At 61.5% G+C, this 17471-nt stretch carries 16 protein-coding genes; 7 read left to right on the top strand and 9 right to left on the bottom strand.

Annotation, left to right across the window (positions count from 1 at the left end; translation table 11 throughout):
• Window positions 1-21 precede the first annotated feature (21 nt).
• Window positions 22-723, bottom strand: coding sequence for a tRNA (adenosine(37)-N6)-threonylcarbamoyltransferase complex dimerization subunit type 1 TsaB (tsaB, locus tag VCB98_RS00815; RefSeq protein ID WP_346049466.1), 702 nt, complete (start codon window positions 721-723; stop codon window positions 22-24).
• Window positions 720-2723: a DNA repair helicase YoaA gene (gene yoaA / locus VCB98_RS00810; RefSeq protein ID WP_346049464.1), complete on the bottom strand. Its 2004-nt coding sequence runs from the start codon at window positions 2721-2723 to the stop codon at window positions 720-722. The genes tsaB and yoaA overlap by 4 nt, the downstream gene beginning before the upstream one ends.
• 54 nt (window positions 2724-2777) lie before the next feature.
• On the opposite strand from yoaA, the gene VCB98_RS00805 reads away from it, so the two are divergent.
• Window positions 2778-4640 carry a phosphoenolpyruvate carboxykinase (GTP) gene (locus VCB98_RS00805; RefSeq protein ID WP_346049462.1) on the top strand — a complete coding sequence of 621 codons (1863 nt, stop codon included), beginning with the start codon at window positions 2778-2780 and terminating at the stop codon, window positions 4638-4640.
• Window positions 4641-4711: 71 nt separating this feature from the next.
• Here the strand turns inward: VCB98_RS00805 and VCB98_RS00800 are convergent, their stop codons facing one another.
• Complete coding sequence (locus tag VCB98_RS00800) at window positions 4712-6100, bottom strand: EAL and HDOD domain-containing protein (protein ID WP_346049460.1); 1389 nt, start codon at window positions 6098-6100, stop codon at window positions 4712-4714.
• Between the two features lie 237 nt (window positions 6101-6337).
• On the opposite strand from VCB98_RS00800, the gene VCB98_RS00795 reads away from it, so the two are divergent.
• On the top strand, window positions 6338-7870 hold the full coding sequence (locus tag VCB98_RS00795; protein ID WP_346049458.1) for a flagellar assembly protein A: 1533 nt from the start codon (window positions 6338-6340) through the stop codon (window positions 7868-7870).
• 139 nt (window positions 7871-8009) lie between these two features.
• Window positions 8010-8264 (top strand): hypothetical protein, encoded by a 255-nt coding sequence (locus tag VCB98_RS00790; RefSeq protein ID WP_346049456.1) that lies wholly within the window; start codon window positions 8010-8012, stop codon window positions 8262-8264.
• A gap of 76 nt (window positions 8265-8340) precedes the next feature.
• On the opposite strand, the gene VCB98_RS00785 is transcribed toward VCB98_RS00790, so the two are convergent.
• The 4 genes from VCB98_RS00785 to lipA are packed head-to-tail and all read right to left on the bottom strand — an operon-like array spanning window position 8341 to window position 11522.
• Entirely contained in the window at window positions 8341-9675 is a 1335-nt protein-coding gene (locus VCB98_RS00785) for an MATE family efflux transporter (protein WP_346049454.1), read from the bottom strand.
• The gene (locus VCB98_RS00780; RefSeq protein WP_346049452.1) at window positions 9672-10133 is read right to left on the bottom strand and encodes a fluoride efflux transporter FluC; all 462 of its coding nucleotides are present in this window, start codon (window positions 10131-10133) and stop codon (window positions 9672-9674) included. Before VCB98_RS00780 ends, VCB98_RS00785 begins: the two co-directional genes overlap by 4 nt.
• Window positions 10123-10512, bottom strand: coding sequence for a fluoride efflux transporter FluC (locus tag VCB98_RS00775; protein WP_346049450.1), 390 nt, complete (start codon window positions 10510-10512; stop codon window positions 10123-10125). The genes VCB98_RS00780 and VCB98_RS00775 overlap by 11 nt, the downstream gene beginning before the upstream one ends.
• Before the next feature lie 2 nt (window positions 10513-10514).
• On the bottom strand, window positions 10515-11522 hold the full coding sequence (gene lipA, locus VCB98_RS00770; RefSeq protein ID WP_346049448.1) for a lipoyl synthase: 1008 nt from the start codon (window positions 11520-11522) through the stop codon (window positions 10515-10517).
• A 132-nt stretch (window positions 11523-11654) separates the two neighbouring features.
• On the opposite strand from lipA, the gene VCB98_RS00765 reads away from it, so the two are divergent.
• The 3 genes from VCB98_RS00765 (at window position 11655) to VCB98_RS00755 (ending at window position 13459) form a co-directional block, all read left to right on the top strand.
• Window positions 11655-12344 carry a zinc metallopeptidase gene (locus VCB98_RS00765; protein WP_346049582.1) on the top strand — a complete coding sequence of 230 codons (690 nt, stop codon included), beginning with the start codon at window positions 11655-11657 and terminating at the stop codon, window positions 12342-12344.
• A gap of 87 nt (window positions 12345-12431) precedes the next feature.
• Window positions 12432-12995, top strand: coding sequence for a hypothetical protein (locus VCB98_RS00760; RefSeq protein ID WP_346049446.1), 564 nt, complete (start codon window positions 12432-12434; stop codon window positions 12993-12995).
• Complete coding sequence (locus VCB98_RS00755) at window positions 12995-13459, top strand: hypothetical protein (RefSeq protein WP_346049444.1); 465 nt, start codon at window positions 12995-12997, stop codon at window positions 13457-13459. The genes VCB98_RS00760 and VCB98_RS00755 overlap by 1 nt, the downstream gene beginning before the upstream one ends.
• Window positions 13460-13510: 51 nt before the next feature.
• On the opposite strand, the gene VCB98_RS00750 is transcribed toward VCB98_RS00755, so the two are convergent.
• Window positions 13511-14485, bottom strand: a complete 975-nt coding sequence (locus VCB98_RS00750) for a hypothetical protein (protein WP_346049442.1) — start codon at window positions 14483-14485, stop codon at window positions 13511-13513.
• A 353-nt stretch (window positions 14486-14838) separates the two neighbouring features.
• Here VCB98_RS00750 and VCB98_RS00745 point away from each other — a divergent pair, with 353 nt between their 5' ends.
• Entirely contained in the window at window positions 14839-15501 is a 663-nt protein-coding gene (locus tag VCB98_RS00745; RefSeq protein ID WP_346049440.1) for a hypothetical protein, read from the top strand.
• A 147-nt stretch (window positions 15502-15648) separates the two neighbouring features.
• Here VCB98_RS00745 and VCB98_RS00740 read toward each other — a convergent pair whose 3' ends face one another.
• Window positions 15649-17259 (bottom strand): AbgT family transporter, encoded by a 1611-nt coding sequence (locus VCB98_RS00740; protein WP_346049438.1) that lies wholly within the window; start codon window positions 17257-17259, stop codon window positions 15649-15651.
• Window positions 17260-17471: the final 212 nt, after the last annotated feature.

Raw genomic sequence — 17471 nt, 5'->3', positions numbered from 1 at the left:
TTCGTGCCCGGATGATGACAATCAGGATGGATTTGTCCCACCGCCAGGGACGGCAACCTTGTCCCGCAGGTAAACCGGCTGTGCCGCGCTGGGTGCCTGTGGGCGGGTCCCCTGGGCGACGCGGGTCATGGCAATACGAAGCATGACGGCTGCATCCGGCAGTGCATCCGGGATTATGGTCGCGGGGCTAACACCCAGTGTCTCTATCAAGGCATCACCATGGGTGCCCCATCCGGTCCCCACGGCCAGCGCCTGCTTTACCGCGATATCTCCCGCCCTGACGGCACTGGGTGGACAGACCTGTTCGGGCGCGATCACTTTCAGCTGATCACCATCAACGCCGAAACCGGCCCAGTAGACCTCGCCCATGCGGGCATCGATGGCGGTAAGCACCTGGGCTTCTCCCCGCTCTGTCGCGGCAGCCACTGCGAGAGCTTCCAGATTGGATACCGGCACCAGACCGCAGCCGACCCCCAGAGAGAGGCCGTGAGCGATGCCGGCCGCAATGCGCACCCCCGTGAAGGCACCCGGCCCGCGGCCGAAAGCAATCCACTCAATCTCGCGGCGGTCGCAGCCCGCCTCTGCCAGCAGGCTTTCTATCATGGGGAGCATGAGATCCGCATGGCGACGGGGCGCAACTTCATAGCGGTGATAGACCCGACCGCCATGCTCCAGCGCCGCCGAGCAGGCCTCGGTGGCGGTATCAATGGCAAGCCTGCTCATGTCGGTTCCTCCTCGAACTCAGGCGCCTGTCGGCCGAGGCTTTCCAGAAAGCGTTTCACTTTTTCTCCGTCCCGAGTCTTGGCCATGGGCGGCAAACTGTCCACGAAGATCTTGCCGTAGCCCTTCTGCATCAAGCGGGGGTCACCGATCACCATCACGCCCCGATCTTCAACATCACGGATCAGACGCCCGACCCCCTGTTTGAGGGTGATCACCGCCTGGGGCAGTTGCCATTCCATGAAGGGGGAACCGCCCCGCTCCCGGATGGCCTCGATCCGGGCCTCGATCAGCGGATCCCCCGGCGACTGGAAGGGCAGTTTGTCGATGGCCACCAGACTCAGCGCCTCACCCTTCACGTCCACCCCCTCCCAGAAGCTCTGTGTCCCCAGAAGGATGGCCCGGCCGTTCTCCCGGAAGGCTGCCAACAGGCGGGCCCTGGGCCCGTCGCCCTGAACCAGCACCTCCCGCTCGGTCCGATCTGCCAAATAGGCCGCCGCTTGCCGCAATGCCCGGTGACTGGTGAACAAAAAGAAACTGCCGCCGGGGGCCGCTTCGGCCAGTGGCAATACCACCTCGGCAAAACGCTCCACATAATCCGGGGCGTTGACCGGCGGCAGCTCCCGCGGATGGTAAAGCACTGCATTGCGCGCATAGTCGAAGGGACTGCCCACCACCAGTTCATCAACCGTCTCCAGGCCCAGGCGTTGACGGAAGTGGGACAGCTCCTCGCGCACGGCCAAGGTCGCCGAGGTGAACACCCAGCTTGCCGGCACGTTCCCAATCCACTCCCCCAGACGATCGGCGGTGGACAGGGGCGTGGCATGGAGAATGAAGCCCCTTTCACTCACCTCCATCCAGCGAACCAGCGCCTCTTCCGGGTCTTGTTGCAGAAACAGTCCCAGTCGCTCCTGCAGGGCCAGGCCCCGGCGCCGGCAATTGTCCAGCTCTCGACTGTGCCCGCCCAGGGTCTCGAGCTGCTCGTTGATCACCGCCAGAGTGCTGGACAGGTCAAGCAACGCCTCGGCGGCCGCCGACTGCTCCCGCGGATCCCAGCGGCTGCGGTGCTCACCTTCCGGCAAAGCGGCCCGAGCCGCCAGGATCCGGGTATTGAGCTGATCCAGCACTTCTCGAAAACCACTGACGCCGGCACTGGCTCGCAGCGCCTCGGCCAGGCAGTCACTGGCAAAATCCCGCAACTGCCGGGCACTGACGCCGGTGCCGAAATGCCGGCTGGCGGTTTCCGGAAGCTGATGGGCCTCGTCCACGACCACCAGATCGGCCTGGGGCAGCAATTCCCCGAACCCTTCCTCCCTGAGAGCAAAATCCGCCAACAGCAGATGATGATTGACCACCACCACGCGACGCTGCATGGCCGCCTGCCTGGCCTTTAGGACGAAGCATTCATCGTGCCGGGGGCAATCCTGGCCAAGGCAATTGTCCTGGGTGGAGGTGACCAAGGGCCATAGCCGGGAGCGCTCACTCAGGTGGGGCCCCTCGGCCAGATCACCGCTGTCGCTGCGGCGCGACCAGATGGACAATGCCTCCAGACTCTCGTGCTCCTTGCGCCCAAGGTCGGCGCGATCCCGGGCCCCATCCAGGCGATGCAGACAGAGGTAGTTACTCCGCCCCTTCAGGAGGGCGACCTGATCCATCTCTCCTTCCTGGCCCAGGGCGCGCATCACCAGAGGCAAATCGCGATGGAATAGCTGGTCCTGGAGGTGGCGGGTGCCGGTGGAAATGATACAGCGACGGCGACTGGCCAGGGCCGGTGCCAGATAGGCAAAGGTTTTACCCACCCCGGTGCCGGCCTCGGCGAGCAAGGAGCCGCCGGAGGCCAGGGTGTCGGCCACGGCATCGGCAAGGCGCTGCTGCTCTTCGCGCACGCGAAAATCCGGCAGGCTCTTTGCCAGGGGGCCATCGTCCCCCAGCAGGCCGAAAAGGGTCTTGGCGGGCTGCTGATCCATGGCGCGCATATTACAGGCACGGGCGGCTTTTCTCACGCCCAGGGGACTGCGCCGCTGCCGTTCGTCGCGCGCCTGTCATGGAATCGTCACATGGACTGGCGAGCAGCCCTTGGGGCCCGCTATACTCGGCACCCTCGCCTGTACCCCGAAATTTCGAGCAAGGAAACAGAGGTCCCCATGACAACTTCCAACGCGACACTCGCCCGCTGGGTGGACGAGGTAGCTCGACTGACTCGTCCGGAACGGATTCACTGGTGCGACGGCAGCGAGGCGGAAGATGCCCGCCTGATTGAGGCCATGCTGGAATCCGGCGAACTGACCCGCCTCAATGAGAAAACCCATCCTGACTGCTATCTGCACCGCTCCGACCCCGCCGATGTGGCACGCGTGGAGCACCTGACTTTCGTCTGCACCGAGGACCGCGAAGACGCCGGCCCCAATAACCACTGGATGGCACCGGATGAGGCCCGGGAAAAAATGCTGGGCCTGTTCGAGGGCTGCATGGAAGGGCGCACCCTGTATGTGGTGCCTTACTGCATGGGTCCGATCGACTCTCCCCTCTCCCGCTGCGGTGTGGAGATTACCGATAGCCCCTACGTGGTAATCAATATGCGGCGCATGACCCGTATGGGCCAGGCCGCGCTGGAGCGCATCGAGCGCGAGGGCAGCTTCGTCAAGGGCCTGCATTCCACCGGGGAGCTGGACCCGGAACGGCGCTTCATCATGCATTTCCCGGAATCACTGGAAATCATGAGCTTTGGTTCCGGCTATGGCGGCAATGCCCTGCTGGGCAAGAAATGCCACGCCCTGCGAATCGCCAGCCACCAGGCCCGCCAGGAGGGCTGGCTGGCAGAACACATGCTGATTGTGGGTATTGAGAATCCCAGGGGTGAAACCCATTACGTGGCGGCAGCCTTCCCGTCGGCCTGTGGCAAGACCAATCTGGCCATGCTGATCCCCCCGGAAAGTCACAAGGGTTGGAAGATCTGGACCGTGGGGGACGACATTGCCTGGCTGCATCCGGGCGAGGATGGCCGCCTCTGGGCCATCAACCCGGAAGCCGGCTATTTCGGCGTGGTCCCGGGCACGAGTCCCAAGACCAATCCCAATGCCTACGACATGATTACCCAGGACACCATCTTCACCAACGTGGCGGTGACCGAGGATAATCAGCCCTGGTGGGAAGGCAAAAAGGACGGTGAGCCTGCCTATGACTGGCAGGGCCGCCCCTACAATGCGGACATGGGCCCGGCCGCTCATCCCAACTCCCGCTTTACCGTCTCGGCAAACAATAATCCCAGCCAAAGCCCGGAAGCGGAATCACCCCGTGGCGTCCCCATCTCGGCCATTCTCTTCGGCGGCCGGCGCAAGGATGTGGCCCCGCTGATTTTCGAAGCCCGGGACTGGAATCACGGCGTGCTGGTGGGTGCCGGCATGGCCTCTGAAACCACCGCCGCAGCTACCGGTGCTCAGGGCGTGGTCCGTCGTGACCCCATGGCCATGAAGCCCTTCTGTGGCTACAACTTCGCCGATTACTGGGACCACTGGATCCGCGTGGGGAACAAACTGGACAAGGCGCCGAAGATCTTCCATGTCAACTGGTTCCGCCAGGATGGCAATGGCAAGTTCATCTGGCCCGGTTTCGGTGAAAACCTGCGGGTACTGCGCTGGGTGCTGGACCGCAGCCACGGCGATGCCGAAGCGGTGGAATCCCCCATCGGTTACCTGCCCACTCTGGACGGGATTGACCAGACCGATCTTGATCTGGATCGAGACGCCATGGAGGGTCTTTTGAGTATCGACGAAGGTCTCTGGCGTTCGGAAATGACCGAAATCGGTGATTTCCTGGGGCAGTTCGGTGAGCGCGTGCCCGATCAGCTGATGGAGGAATTCCGTCGTGTTCGCGAGGCCCTGAACAAGCAGCAAGCCAAGGCTGCCGGCGAGCGACGCTAGCCCAATATTGGCAAGCTGTAACGATGGGCCGGGCCCTGCTGCGGGTGCGAATGAATTAATCAGAGGTTCCTTTATTCTTCCTGCATGTCCTCGTCCATGCGTCGGGCCCAGACCATGGCTTCGGTCTGAATCTGATTGATCCGCCTCAAAGGGATGCCCAAACGCCGGGACCCGGCCCGGATTGCCTCCACATCAAAATGATCGCAGGCCCGCGCCAATTCCAGGTAGGGATGATAGGGTCCGCTGCCATCCACCAGTGCCTGACTGATCGGCTCCTGCAGGTTGAGGCTCCTCACCGCCTCCTCCAGGCTCATGCCGAGAAGGACATCCAGCATGGAGAACATGCCGCACATGAAAAGGGGGTCACGATGATTGCTGCCCAAATGGTTTATGCCCAGCATCTCCGTCGTCCGTCCCCGAATCAAGGCTGTCCGGAGCAAGGCACGGGGAGCGGCATTCTTGCCACCATGGCGCATCATCATCATGCTGAGCCAGCGCGCCAGGTGCGTCTTGCCCAACATCACCAGCGCATGACGAAGCGAGGTAACCTTCTCCGGCAGCCCCATGCCCGGGCTGTTGATATAGCGGAGGATGTTAAAGGACAGAGCCACATCCTGCTTGAATTCCGTTTCAACGACCTCTCTGGGTGCATCGGATAGCACCAGATTGAACAGACGGGCGACCCTCTGAGATTGGGGATCAACCCGGCGCATGTGCAGGGTCTCCGGGCGAGCAAAAAAGTAACCCTGGTAGTAATTCATGAACAGGGAGCGAGCTCGGCGAAAATCTTCTTCACTTTCCACTTTTTCGGCTACCAGGCGCAGGCCATGCCCCCGTAGACTCCGCACCTCCGAGTGGAGCTCCCGTTCGGAGAGGTCTCCGGTACTGAGCTTGATGAAGTCCAGTTGCCGCAGCAGCCCACTAGGCGCGTCCTTGGTTCGAAAATTGGTCATGGCAAAGCGGTAGCCCAATCGCTTCAATTCCGCCATTCGTGCCAGGATATCGTCGTCGACCTTGATCTTCGCGGGCAGATCCAGAATGATCTTCTTTGTGGGAAGAATTTCCAGCAGCGGGTGCTCCAGCATCTCCGGGGGCACCTTGATAAAGGCCACTGCATCCCCGAGCACCCGATCCAGTCCGAGGTTGTTCAGAGTATTGAGAAGCACATCACCGGTCGCGGCGACGTCGTCATGAACATCCGCGGCGTCGGCCCGCAAATCACCTCGAAACAACAATTGGTAGGCAACGATTTCACGGCGGTTGTTGACGATGGGCTGCCGCCCCACAAACAACTCCGGCAATGTCGGCCTGGGTGCCTCCTGCGAGGATCCGGCCTGGCCATTGTTCGCTGCCTGGCCAGACTCGGCCCCGGCCTTGGAGGGAGCAGGCTGGGCTGACCTCACCGGTCTGGCCTCTCCCTGCCAGCTTTCCCTGATTCTCTGCAGTATGGTCCTGAGCATATCCGCTCCTTGGAGTAATGAAACAAGCCGGTCGCCTCAATGGGGCGTCACCCACATCCCTCATGCCGTTTTGTCACCCAATCTGATCATCTGTACCTGGGCAGCCATCAGACAGTTTAGCGTTAATTCCGGCCTTGCAAAGGTCAAATCGACCTCTGAATCATCCAAATTCCACCTTGCTTCGGCTATCCTCAACCATTAGGGGACGTTCGCATTGCTGTCTGGGGGAATTGCATTATGGATGAATCTGACGAAATCGATTCAGACCCGCGGATTCAATTCCGCACAGATCAAACCCGAAAGGAACTCCTGGCGAGCAACAAACAGCCACTGGGAGAGATGACGCTGGCAAAACTGAATGAAGCCATCGCTACCGCCGGGCATGGGGATTGTCAGCTTCAGTCAAAACAGCTCAATACCTTTCTGAAGGAAGCGAAAACCGGCACGGTATCCAATTTCCCCATCGGCCTTCTCGCCGACGGCGAAGTCAACCTGCGGATTGACAAGGATGGTCTGCAAGCCTGGCTTCGAGTCTCGGCCCCGGCCGGCGGCGTCCCGGTAACTCTGGAGGAAGTGTTGGACCTTCTTCGCGCCGAGTCACTGGAGGAAGGCGTCGATCTGGAGCGGGTCAAAAACATTGTCCAGCGTGCCGATGGTGAAGATCATCTCATCGCCGAAGGGCGTGCACCGGAGAACGGACACGACGCCTGGTTTGAGCCACTGGTCCCTCATATGGTGGACCGCAGGCCCCGCATTGACGATAGCGAGAGAGCCGATTTCAGAGACCTGGGTGGGGTCATCACCGTCGAACGGGGTCAGCCATTGCTGCGGCGTCACCCGCCCACTGAGGGCACGGCCGGGGTGGATGTGACCGGCCTGCCCATCCCGGCGAAAGCCGGCAAGGATCAGCGTCTGAAGGCCGGCAAGCGCGGGGTCGAAATCAGTGCCGATGATCCGGATGTGCTGGTGGCATCCATTGATGGACAACCCATCTGGAAGGGGGATTCGGTCACCGTCAGCCCGGCCCTGGACCTGGATGCGGTGGACCTTTCCACTGGCAATATCGATTTCAATGGCAGTGTCCGGGTCCGGGGAGAAATTGCCCATGGAATGCGGGTCCGCGCCAGGGACGACATTATTGTCTCCGGGACGGTGGATGGCGCCCATCTGGATGCCGGGGGAGATATCGTCATTCGCGGCGGCGTGATCGGCCAGCGGCGCCGGGGCCGAGTTGACTTCAATGCCGTCATACAGTGCGAGGGCTCGGTGGAAGCCCGCTTTGTGGAACATGCCTTGATCCGCTGCGGTGGGGACCTGATGGTTCGAGACCTGATTGCCCATTCCGAAGTGGAGGCCGGCCCAAAGCTGGTGGTCGGGGCGCGCGGCACACGCAAGGGACACATTCTCGGCGGTCGCTATGATGCCTATGAAGTCATCAGAGCCGTCCAGTTGGGCGGGCCCTCCGGTGCCGAATCCAGCCTACGCGTTGGCAATGCCTTCCGACTCAAGAAAACCATCCGCCGCTTGGAAAGAAGACTGACTCAGGCGGAACTGCCCCCGGAAGAGGTCGATGATTTGCGGGAACGACTTTCAAAGCTGAATGCACTCGCCCGCCGGCTCCAGGAAGATGCCTGCATCGCTGCAAAAGACGTTGTTTTCGCCAAGGTTTGCATGCAAATAGGCTCAGTTTCGCGACAGTTCACTCAGGAAAGCCCGGCCGGAACCTATCGCCGACGCCAGAACCGAATCGATGTGGATACCAATGCCTGACTGCGGGCCCTCACCGCCTATCAGGCCAGCGGCTGCGACCAGCCGGGAATCCTGCATTTCTCCCGATCCTGGGCTACAATGAGGACTAGAGATCAGGCAGTAAATTTCTTCCTGGCCTTGGGCCACGAGGAGATCGACGATGGAAATCGGTAACAGCTTCCACAATGGGGCTCAGGCCATTCAGCGCGCCGAGGTGGGCATGGGCAATTCGGCCCGCACCATCGCCAGTCAGTCGGCCGCCGGCAGCGACGATCAATCCCAGCCTCAGGAAATCACCGAAGCGCTGGTCAACAACATAAGCCACGAGGCCCAGGCCGCCGCCGGTGCCCGCGTGGTGGAGTCTGCCTCCGAGTCCCAGGAGACCCTGGGCCAAATCGTCGATACACGCGCCTGAGCAGCCCCTTTTTCCCTGGCCGGCTCCCCCGCCGCACTCTTCGAGCGTCCGGCCGCTGTAGACCATGATCGCACCCCTAGGCTTTCACGCGAGCCCACTTAAGCCGCTGCCATAACCAGGTGAAAACCATCGCCTGGACCAGTCGATAAGCGCCCTGGGCCAGCCAGACTGCCAACAATCCCCCACCCAGCCCCGGCCCGACCAACCAGGCAATGGGCAGAAAGCCCAGCCATTGCAGGGATACCGCCGTCAGCATGGTCCGACGGGCATCCCCCGCACCCAGCAAGGCGTGCATCAGGATCATGCCGAAGGCTTCCACCACCATGAACACCCCGACCAGGCGCATGGGCGTAATCGCCAGCGAGCGGGTTTCATCATCATGGATGAAACCGGACAACAGCAGTTCGGGCAGCAACCACATGGGCAAGGCCAGTATGCCCAGCATCACCAGGGCCAGGCGGACCACATCCCAGCCCCAGCGATGGGCATCGCGGACCGACCCGGCACCGAGAGATTGTCCCACCAGACTGGCGGTGGTCAGCCCCAGGGCCATGGCCGGCAATACCGCCAACAGCATGATGTTGATCAGGACACTGGCTGCCGCCACTTCTCGAGTACCGATCTGCCCGATGATCCAGAAAAGAACCACGAAACTGGTGGAAAAGGACAGTTGCTGCACACCGTTCGGCAGGGATATGCGCAGCAGGCGCCGAATGACGTCCATTGGCGGGCGGGTACGAAAAAAACCGGCACTGCCGGCATGGCGACGGGCCAGATAGACATGAACCAGGGTTCCCACCGCAGTGGCAATCGCCGAGGCCAGACCGGCGCCGGTGACGCCGAGGGCGGGCGCGCCGAAATGCCCGAAAATAAGGACATAATTCAGAAAGATGTTGAGAACGTGCATGGTGACCAGGGTGAACAAGTACATCCTGGCCATGTCCACGGCGTTCCAGTAGCCGCGAAAAGCCCAGTTCATGCCCATGAAGGTGATGGCGATGATCCGGGTCTGCAGATAGGGAACGCCTTTCTCAATGACCTCCGGGTCGGCATTGAGCCAGGGATAGGCGGGCGGTATGGCGAAAAAAAGCGGCAGTGACAGCAGTGGGCCCGCTACCAGGCAGATCAGCAGGCCGGCATTGAGGGGCTCCGCCGTCTGGCCACCCTGCCCCGCCCCCTTGCGGCGGGCCGCCATGGCCTGAACCGCGGTCCCCACCCCGAGGACCAGGGCCTGACACATGAAGATGGCGAAGCCCCCAAGGCCCACCGCGGCTAGGGCCGCATCCCCCAGGGTGCCGACCATGGCCGTGTCCACCAGGTTCATGACGTTCTGGGACACCATGGCCGCCAGAACCGGCAAGGCCAGAAACAGGGCGTGCTGCCCTCGCTGCCGGCGACTACCGACGCTCACGAGCTACGTCGACGTATTCGGGCCAGACGCCGCAATCCTGGCCGGCGGAGTACTCGCCAGGCAAGCCAGTAACCAATGGCGGCGGCCAACAGGCAGCTCAGGAAGGTGCACAGACCATAAGCCAGCGCCAGTCCCGCTTGGTCGCTCTCCAGCAGCATCAGCAGTTCAAGGCTGAAAACCGAGGCGGTGGTGAAACCACCCAAAAGCCCCGTGAGCAGAAAAGCCTGGACTGCCACCCTGCCCTTGAGTGACTCATGCCATCGCATTGAGACCGCGAGGGCGCCAATCAGCAGGCTGCCGAGCAGATTGGCCGTCAGCGTGGCTTCAATCCCGATGGGCATAAGGGCGCCACCGGGCTCGCCCAGCAATAGCTGCAGGCCATGGCGCAGGCCACTGCCCAACGCCCCCCCAAGCGCGACGAAAGGCAATAATCGCAAGGTGATGCCATTAGCCGACAAGTGCCCTCCCCCCCAGGAATCCGAGCGTGACACAGAACAGGCAGGCAAGCAGGGTGAGCACGAGATTGATGGCGGCAAGCCAGGGCCGGCCTTCAAGGCCCAGACGCAAAGTGTCCAGGCTCCAGGACGAGAGCGTGGTATAGCTGCCACAGAAGCCGACCCCGAATGCCAGCCAGAGTAGGCCATGTTCACTGCCTTGCAGCAGATCAAGCTGAATCAGGCCCGCCAGGACCCCGATCAGCAGACTGCCGCTCAGGTTGACACTCAGGGTCCCTACGGGAAAGTCGAACGAGGCCAGATGCTGAACCGCAAGCGTCTGCAGGTAGCGGCAAACGGCGCCGACGGCACCGCCGGTGACCAGCACCAGCCAGGCCACCACGATCAGGCCGCCGAGCTACCGTCGTCCATGCCGACGTTGTTCTTCTCGAGTACCCGGTCGGCACGGTAACTGGAGCGGACCAGCGGCCCGGAGACGACTTCGAGGAAGCCCTTGGCCAGGCCCCATTCCCGGTACTTGCGAAAATCCTCTGGCGGGACAAAGCGCTCCACCGGCAGGTGATTGACCGTGGGCTGGAGATACTGGCCGAAAGTGACGATATCCACCCCGATTTCGCGCAGATCGTCCATGGCCTGGTCGATTTCCTCTTCGGTCTCGCCCAGGCCCAGCATGAGACTGGTCTTGGTCAGGACAGACGGTCGATAGCGTTTGGCATGGGCCAGGACACGCAGGGTCTGATCGTAACCGGCACGCCGGTCACGCACGACATGGGTCAGGCGCTCCACCGTCTCCACATTCTGGGCAAAGACCTCGATACCCGAATCCACGACCGTTTCCACGTCCTCCAGGCGCCCCTGGAAATCCGGAGTCAGAGCTTCCACCGCGGTTTTGGGATTGACTCGCTTGATCTCTCGGACACAGTCGGCGTAATGCTGGGCACCGCCGTCATCCAGGTCATCCCGGTCCACGGAGGTCAGAACCACGTATTGGAGATCCATCAGCTGGACCGAACGGGCGGCATTCGCCGGTTCCTCCGGGTCCAGCCAGCCACGGGGATTGCCCGTATCCACGGAACAGAAGCGGCAGGCCCGAGTGCAGACATCGCCCATCAGCATGATGGTCGCGGTGCCATTGTTCCAGCACTCCCCCACATTGGGGCATTTGGACTCCTCGCAGACCGTGGCAAGGCGGTTTTCCTTAACATTCCGGCGGGTTTCCTGGTACTTCTCCCCGGCGGGAATGCGGGCCCGCAGCCAGCTCGGCTTGCGGCCACGCGGCTTGTCCTCGGTCTGGGGACGTGCCTTCATGCCGTCCTTGATCGCAGTAAAGCCCTGGGGCTTGCGCACCTTCTGGCCGCTGCGAACAATGGGGATACCCTTGAACTCGCTCATGCCGACTGCTCCACGGGTCGTCTGGCCGGGATGGCCTGTTGGATGAGTCAATTCCTGTTATTTTCTCATTTCAGGACCGCACTGGCTAGCGGCGTCCCCGCGTCAGTGCATTTCCATGCCCCCTTGGAGGTTATTTTGCTATTCCCGATCTTTCTGGTGCTTCTGGTTCTTCTGCTGTGGCTCCCCGGCTGGTGGGTCAACCGGGTGATGCGGCGGCATCATGAGCCGGACGACCGCTATCCGGGCACGGGGGCGGAGCTGATTCACCACCTGGCCGGCCGGCTGGGCCTGGAGGCCCTGCGGGTGGAGAGAACGGGCAGCGGTCAGGACCATTATGACCCCTCCTCGGCAACCATCCGCCTGTCCCCGGAAAACCATGACGGGCGCTCCCTGACTGCCATCACGGTGGCCGCCCATGAGCTGGGTCATGCCATTCAGCATGCCGATGGCATGAGGCTGTTCCGGTGGCGACAAAGGCTGGTCCGATTGGCCCAGCCGTTTCAACGGATCGGCGTGGGAATGATCATGATCGGTCCCTTTCTGGCTTTGCTGCTCCGGGCACCCGGGATCATGCTGATCATGGTCCTGGCCGGTCTGGCCTCCATGCTGGTGATGGCCCTCGTCCACCTGATCACCCTGCCGGTGGAGACCGATGCCAGCTTCGGTCGCGCTCTGCCCCTGCTGGAACGGGGGGACTATCTCCACGAGCAGGACCGGTCCAGCGCCCGCCAGATCCTGCAGGCGGCGGCCCTGACCTACCTGGCCCAGTCGCTTGCCACACTCATCAATCTGGGCCTCTGGTTGCGCATTCTGCGCCCCTAGGGCGCATGCCTGGCCTACTCAAGGGAACCGACTGTCATCGGACGGGCCTGATGTGTTAAGAGATAGTCAGGTACCGCAGAACTGGACATGCTCATGAAACGACCCGGCAGCCCCAAGGATCTGACACCGCCCAACGGTCATCCCAGTGATCTCGCCTACCCCAAACAGGGGCACCTGACCCCGGAATCGGCGGAACGCTATATACGCCACCCGGAAGAGAGAACCGAAATGCCGGCCGACGAAGATGTGGGTCCGGTCAGCGAAGGGCGCGGCGGCCTGGAGATGCTGTTCTATGGCGTCTTGCTGTTGGCGGTTGTTGCATTCCAGCTCCTGGGGCAGCTCGATACCGATGAAAACGGCCTGTTTGACGCCGCACGCGTTGTCACGGTCAGCGTGGACGACGAGATTCAGCAGGAACAATACACCCTGGAGGGTAACCGGGTAGCCAAACCGGACTGCGAGGAAGGCGAACCCTACATCGAGGCTCGGGTCAGCGATATCCGAGGCATTGCCTTGGGGCGGGTCGGGGTCAATGTTTCCAGCGATAATGGCGAGTGGCTGCTGAGCCCGGAAGGCCGGACCCTTGGTGGCGCCAGACTGGATGTTGAAGCCATAATCGGCTGCGAGGTGGACGAAACCGGAGAAGAATGATGCGACAGTGTAGCTGGATGCTTCTGCTGGCCCTGGCAGTGGGCCTGGCGGGCTGCGAGTTTGGCGTTTCCTGGGACTCCAGCGAAAAGCAGAACGCTCGCCACATTTTCCAGTCCCTGGCCGAAGCACGCCGGGCCGCCGGTCTGGCCAATGAATTGCCGCGCCACTGGGAGCCTGGCGGCGAGACAGTGGAACCGGTGCTGGAGGCACTGGACGATGCCCTGATGCATGCGACTCAGGTCCGGAACTCGGTACTGACCAAGGCCCATCCCCAACTGTCAGTCCGCTTCCGAACCGAGTACCGTCCAGCCCTCAGAGACCTTCGGGAGTATTTTCGCAGCGGTGAGATCGACAGCGAAACCGACCCACGCGAAACCCTTGGAGAGTTCACCGAGTGGTTTTACAGCAATCAGCATGAGTTTCGCTGGTGGCGCAATCACCGGCGGGATCTGGGCCTGGAATGAAACGTCGCCCCTAAGGGCGCCGTTACTCGACATCCTGAGCGGTTTGTCGAATCAGAAGTATTTCCCGAGCCGTGTGTGCCAATCGAAATATTTCCGACTGCCCTTGAACCAGGGGCAGACCCGCCCCGACAGGCGAACCAGTATGGCCTTGAGGTCGTTACTGTCCACCTTCGCCCGAGTCACCGCCACCCGCTCATCGATCACGGTGACGTAGTTGCGGCGGTAGAGCTCTTCACAGCCAAGCTTGCACATGGGCATGGCGATATTTTCGTAATCGAGGCGATCCTCGGTGGTACAGTGCCAGCGATCCTTGATGTGAGCGGCGATCAGGAACTGGGTGGGATACTTGTTGCCGCAAATGCCACATTCCTCGATCACCTTGCCCCGGAATAGCTGATCCCTAAGGAAGCCATCTTCCTTGCGCAGGCGTGCCCGGCCTTCCGTATCCAGGGGAGAGGTACGATCAATCTCCTGGACGATCTGCTTGTATTCGTCTTCACTGACGATGGGAAAGTAAACATGGCTTTCCAGTTCATAGCCGTAGACCACCGGCGCCGCCGCTTCCTCCAAGTGAACCTCAAAACCCGGCCAGTCATAATCGTCACCCAGATTCATGAGCCGATTGATGGTCTTGCGGGGAATGAACTGATCCTTGACCTCATCCACGAAGTAAATGCACTCGGGGACCTGTCCCTTGTCGTCCTCACCCCAAAGCTCTCGGGCCAGATCGGGATTCTTGACCAGATAGGTCACGATACCGGACAGAAAAACCATGTCATCGCGCATGAAGAGCACGACATCGCCCCGTTGCAGCTTCTCCCATTCGGCCTTCTGCTCACTCGCCCGGCCCGACTTGACCCCGCCAATGCGAGCCATGTCACCGGGGTAGATGGTAGCCAGCTCCTCAGCGATACCAGTCCCGCGAATGGAACTCAGCTCGGAGAGCACCACCGGCTCGAGCAGCGTCTTCTCCAGGTTCTCCCGGGACTCGGGATCGGCGGCCGCTTGCAAGGCGATCTTGGTCATGAGGAAAACCCCTGTTCTTGATCTTCTGGGCGGTAACGATTTTCAAGGACCGGGGCCACTGGTGCAGCTCCGGGTCGCCTATTATACGCACCGAGCCGTCCGACTCCACCGGGCGGGGTGCACTGATTGCTCCCTCCGCACCCGGAGCGATTGCATTTTTCCCACCTCACCCCCTTGTTCGGTTCATGCCGGAGGCGCAATTCTCCCCTCCCCCGGGCCAGACACCAAGCCCTGATCCGAACACAAGTTGCGGATCGCTTGCCGCTTCGCGTACCCATTGCACAGGGGCTACACTACGCCCGTTGCGCCTCGCCAGGTGCGGATGGATCAATCAGCGATTCCCAGGAGGACAAATGACCGCCCCCACTACCTCACCATTCTTTCACAAGCCCTGCCGTCAACTGGCCACCGGATTGGTGCTACTGGCATCCATTGGGCTAACTGCCTGTGGCACCACACCCACAGAAACAGGCCAGACAGCCCAAGGCCCTGAGCGTCCCGCCACGGGGCCAGGAAGCGGCTTCTGGCAGGCCCTGGCGCCTCATTGCGGGCAAGCCTTTCGGGGTGAATTGGTCGCCTCACGTCCGGGCGACGATGGCTTCCGTGAGCGGGATGTGGTGGTGGAACTGCGCCATTGCGAAGATTCGCGCATGCTGATGCCCCTGCATGTGGGTGACGACCGCTCCCGGACCTGGGTCCTGGAGCGCCACCCCTGGGGTGTCACCCTCAAGCATCAGCATCGCGACCAGGACGGCTCTGTGCAGGATACCCACTACTATGGCGGCCTGGCCCGCCCACCGGCGGACGGTAACCAGCTGAAATTCCCCGTGGACGATGAAACACTGGCCATGCTGCCAGGCAGCGTGGGTGGGGTCTGGACCATGGAGGTCGAGGATGGCCGACTCTACTATCAGGTCCGCCGCAAAGGCAGCGACGAGGTATTCCGTCTCGCCTTCGATCTCAGCGAAGCGATAGACAATCCACCCGAGCCCTGGGGGTGGGAACACATTCGCTAGCCGAATTCATACTGACAGGAGCAAGGAAAGCCTCGCACCTACCCGCCTGTGGGAGCGGCGTCCGCCGCGAAAAAGGCTGTGACCAGCCCCCTGTCGCGGCTGGAATGCCGCTCCCACAGCAGCGTTGAGCTCGAAGCTCATAGCCTCCTAAGACCCGGTCGCCGCCCCGATATCATAGTAGGTCGGTGCACCCGGCCCCACCGGCATGCCCAGCAGGAAGACCCAGACAAAGAACAGGGTGATCCAGCTGATCAGGAAGAAGATGCTGAAGGGAAGCATCATGGCAATGATGGTACCGATACCCGTGTTGCGGTCGTACTTGACCATGAAGGCCATGATCAGGCCAAAGTAACTCATCATCGGCGTGATGATATTGGTGGTGGAATCACCAATCCGGTAAGCCGCCTGAATCACCTCGGGACTGTAGCCGATCAGCATCAGCATGGGCACGAAGATGGGGGCGGTAACCGCCCATTGAGCCGAGGCACTCCCCAGGCTCAGGTTGACCATGCCGCACATCAGGATAAAGAACAGGAATACCAGCGGCCCGGTCAGACCAATATTCTGCAGGCCGTTGGCCCCCATCACCGCGAGGATCCGCCCGAGGTTGGTCTCACCGAAGATGGACACAAACTGAGCCGCGAAAAACACCAGAACGATATACAGGCCCAGGGTACTCATGGCACTGGCCATGGCATTGACCACATCCTGGTCATTGCGCATCTGCCCCGTTACCACACCGAAGACCACACCCGGCACCAGGAAAAAAGCGAAAATCAGGGCAACAATGCCGTTGAGGAAGGGTGAATGGGCCACCTCCCCGGTCTCGGGATGCCGCAAAACACCCCACTCGGGCACCACCGAGAGGGCAAACAGGCCCAGCATGCCCAGAGCTGCAATGCCGGCCCACTTCATGCCCCGGCGCTCTTCAGGAGTAATCGGATCCAGACTGGTTTCGTCGCTGAGATCCTCCGAGGCATTGGAGGGATCGTATTCACCCAGTTTGGGCTCCACGATCTTCACCGTCACAAAGGTCCCGACCGCGGTGATCACGAACGTGGAGATGATCATGAAGAAATAGTTGGCAGTGGCATCCACCCGATAGCTCTCATCGATGAGCTGCGCGGCTTCCTGGGTAATGCCGGCCAGCAAGGGGTCGATGGTGCCCAGCAATAGATTGGCACTGTAACCCCCGGACACACCGGCAAAAGCCGCCGCCATGCCTGCCAATGGGTGACGACCCAGACCGAGAAAGATAAGCCCGGCCAGAGGAATGAGCACCACATAGCCCATTTCCGAGGCGGTATTGGAGATTATCCCGGAGAACACCAGTGCGGCGACAATCAACTTTGGCGGCGCCTTCATGACAATGGAACGGATCACCGCGCTCAGGAGACCGGACTTGTCCGCCACCCCCACCCCGAGCAAGGCCACCAGCACCACACCCAGAGGGGCAAAGCCAACGAAATTCGAGACCAGGTTCTCCACCAGCCAGCGCAGACCATCTCCATTGAGGAGACTGTTGGCCTGGATCTCACCAACGGCGCCAGGCCGCGGATCCTCCACCGACAGGTCAAAAAAGCCCACCACACCACTGATCAGGATCATCAATACGCAGAGAATCGCGAACAATGTCACCGGATGAGGGAGGAGATTCCCCAGCCACTCGACCGTGTCGAGAAAGCGGGTGAACCAGCCGCGATCTTCCATTCGGGGTTTCTGCGGACTTGTCTGGGTGTTGGGGCCTTGCTCACTCATGGAAATCTTACCCTGTTGCAAATGAGGCCATGAGACCCGAACAGTGCGGGTCGAGTCGTGGATTCAAAGGCGGGATGCTACCGGGGGTGGCAAGGCGCGGCAAGCAGTAGCCGACGGTCGTCCACCGCCGCGACCACCGGCGGGAGGGCCTCAGTGGGGTGCATTGCCTCGCCGGCCTGATAGAATCAGTGGAGAGTGCACGACAAATACTG

It is taken from the genome of Natronospira elongata, assembly GCF_034931365.1.
Lineage (GTDB): Bacteria > Pseudomonadota > Gammaproteobacteria > Natronospirales > Natronospiraceae > Natronospira > Natronospira elongata.
The sequence above is the reverse complement of the archived record's forward strand: the minus strand, read 5'-3'. Positions and strand labels throughout refer to the sequence as shown.